This is a genomic window from Pseudomonas sp. P5_B2, from assembly GCF_056400445.1.
Genome location: NZ_JBFULH010001282.1, coordinates 1 through 760 on the forward strand (window position 1 = coordinate 1; position 760 = coordinate 760).

The window sequence follows — 760 nt, forward strand, 5'->3', positions numbered from 1 at the left end:
GATGGACCGTGCTGGTGCGAACTTCCTGCGCGTGATCGGTCAGATCAAGCAGCGTCTGGGTCACACTCCGGTGCCTATCCAGTTGGCTATCGGTTCCGAAGACAACTTCCAGGGTCAGATCGATCTGATGGCTATGGAAGCTGTTTACTGGAATGACTCTGACAAAGGCATGGTTCCAGTTCGTAAGCCTATCCCTGCTGAACTGCAGGAACTGGCTGACGAGTGGCGCGGCAACATGATTGAAGCTGCGGCAGAAGCCAGCGAAGAGCTGATGAACAAGTACCTCGAAGGTGAAGAGCTCACCAACGCGGAAATCAAGGCGGCTCTGCGTCAGCGTACTATCGCTGGTGAGATCGTTCTGGCTGTTTGTGGTTCTTCCTTCAAGAACAAGGGTGTTCCCCTGGTTCTCGACGCCGTTATCGACTACCTGCCTGCTCCTTCCGAAATTCCTGCCATCAAGGGTACAGACCCGGATGACGAGACTATCGAGCTGGAGCGTCATGCAGACGACAACGAGCCGTTCTCGGCTCTGGCGTTCAAGATCGCTACCGACCCATTCGTGGGTACCTTGACCTTCGTTCGAGTTTACTCGGGCGTGTTGGCCTCCGGCGACGGCGTGATCAACTCGGTTAAAGGCAAGAAAGAGCGCGTGGGTCGTATGGTGCAAATGCACGCAAACGCMCGTGAAGAAATCAAGGAAGTACGCGCTGGTGACATCGCGGCCTTGATCGGCATGAAGGACGTCACCACGGGTGAGACT

Annotated in this window: 1 protein-coding gene; it reads left to right on the forward strand. The window is 55.6% G+C overall.

Annotated features, from left to right (window positions below):
- The coding region (locus AC1DRJ_RS30755) for an EF-Tu/IF-2/RF-3 family GTPase (RefSeq protein ID WP_477805429.1) at positions 1–760 on the forward strand (760 nt) is incomplete at both ends.